At 68.6% G+C, this 2,005-nt stretch carries 1 protein-coding gene; it reads right to left on the bottom strand.

The genetic code is table 11. The features are described from left to right. Positions 1–5: 5 nt before the first annotated feature. A complete protein-coding gene (gene glmS, locus BUA26_RS19600; RefSeq protein ID WP_072762594.1) occupies positions 6–1,835 on the bottom strand; it encodes a glutamine--fructose-6-phosphate transaminase (isomerizing) in 1,830 nt (609 codons plus the stop codon). Between the last annotated feature and the right edge of the window lie 170 nt (positions 1,836–2,005).

Below are 2,005 nucleotides of genomic sequence, written 5' to 3'. Positions count from 1 at the left end.
CGGTTTTATTCCACCGTCACGGACTTCGCCAGATTGCGCGGCTGATCGACGTCGGTGCCGCGCAGCACGGCGACGTGATAGGCCAGCAGTTGCAGCGGCACGGTGAACACGGCCGGCGCGATGAACGAGCCGCCCGATTCGACCCGCAGCATCGCCCCGTGGCTGGCCATGTCGTCCATGCCGGCGGTGCCGTCGGCGAACACGATCAGGCGCCCGCCGCGGGCGCGCACTTCCTGCAGGTTGGACTTGAGCTTGTCCAGCAGCGGGCCGTTCGGCGCCACCGCGATCACCGGCATGGTCTCGTCGACCAGCGCCAGCGGGCCGTGCTTGAGCTCGCCGGCCGGATACGCCTCGGCGTGGATGTAGGAGATTTCCTTGAGCTTCAACGCGCCTTCCAGCGCCACCGGATACTGCACGCCGCGGCCCAGGAACAAGGCGTGCTGGCGGTGAATGAATTCGGCGGCCAGGTCGATGATCGCCGGCTCCAGCTTCAATGCGTTTTCGATCGCCCGCGGCAGATGCTGCAGCTCGGTGCACAACGCGGCGTAGCGCTGCGGGTCCAGCCCGTGGCGGCGGGCCAGTTCCAGCGTCAGCAGCGCCAGGGCGGCCAGCTGGGTGGTGAACGCCTTGGTCGAGGCCACCCCGATTTCCGGGCCGGCGCGGGTCATCAGTTTCAGGTCCGCCTCGCGCACCAGCGACGACTCGGGCACGTTGCAGATCGCCAGCGTGCCCAGGTAGCCGCGGCGGCGCGATTCGCGCAGCGCCGCCAGCGTGTCGGCGGTTTCGCCGGACTGCGAAATGGCCACGAACAGCGTGTCGGCCGATACCACCGTCTCGCGGTAGCGGTATTCGCTGGCCACCTCCACGCTGACCGGCAAGCGCGCGTATTCCTCGATCCAGTACTTGGCGACCAGGCCGGCGTGATAGCTGGTGCCGCAGGCGATGATGTGCAGGCCGCGCGTGGCTTGCAGCAGCGCCTCGCTATCGATGCCGAAGATGTTCGGCAGCACGCCGTGCGGGCCCAGCCGCGCTTCCAGCGTGTTGGCCACTGCATGCGGTTGCTCGAAGATCTCCTTCTGCATGTAGTGGCGGTATTCGCCGCGCTCCACCGCGTCGGTGGACAGCTCGCTCTCGTGCACCGCCCGCTCCACCGGATGGCCGTCCAGGGCGAACACCTGCACGCGGTCGCGGGTGATCTCGACCACATCGCCCTCGTCCAGGTACAGCATCTTGTTGGTGACCTGGATCAGCGCCTGCGCATCGGAGCCGAGGAAGTTCTCGCCGATGCCCACCCCGACCAGCAGCGGCGCGCCGCGGCGGGCGCCGACCACACGGCCGGGTTCGTCGCGGCTGATCACCGCGATCGCGTACGCCCCTTCCAGTTCGCGCACGGTGGTCAACACCGCCTCGCGCAGCGTCAGGCCCTGGCCGAGGCGCTCGTCGATCAGCGCCGCCATCACCTCGGTGTCGGTGTCCGAGGTGAACACGTGGCCGCGTGCCTGCAGCTCGGTGCGCAGGTTGACGTGATTCTCGATGATGCCGTTGTGCACGATCGCGACGCGGCCGGCGATGTGCGGGTGCGCGTTCGCCTCGTTCGGCACGCCATGCGTGGCCCAGCGCGTATGGGCGATGCCGGTGCCGCCGGGGAACGGCGCGGCCAGGTACAGCCCCTCCATCTCGCGCACCTTGCCCTTGGCCCGCACGCGCTGGATCGTACCGTGATCGAGCACGGCCACGCCGGAGGAGTCATAGCCGCGGTATTCCAGCGCCTTGAGGCCGACAATCAGCAGCGGCGCGACGTCCCGCTGGGCAACGGCAGCAACGATTCCACACATGGCAAAGCTTCCTTTGAGGGACACGGCGCCGGGGGCGCCGACGTGACCTGGGCCATTCTGGGCGGGCCGCATTACGGCAAACTTTCGTGGCGTGAACCGGCGGGCCACGCCGCCGGGCCCTCCGCTTAGTTCACCTTGCGGCGCAGATAGTTCAGCAGGTCGATCCGGGT

It is taken from the genome of Rhodanobacter sp. OK091 (genome assembly GCF_900142825.1).
GTDB lineage: Bacteria > Pseudomonadota > Gammaproteobacteria > Xanthomonadales > Rhodanobacteraceae > Rhodanobacter.
Note: the sequence above shows the minus strand (reverse complement) of the source record. Positions and strands in the feature narration are given on the sequence as shown.

What these genes read in the sequence shown, in the direction of transcription:
- glmS (WP_072762594.1), bottom strand. Translation starts at nt 1,835, where the DNA reads ATGTGTGGAATCGTTGCTGCCGTTGCCCAGCGGGACGTCGCGCCGCTG.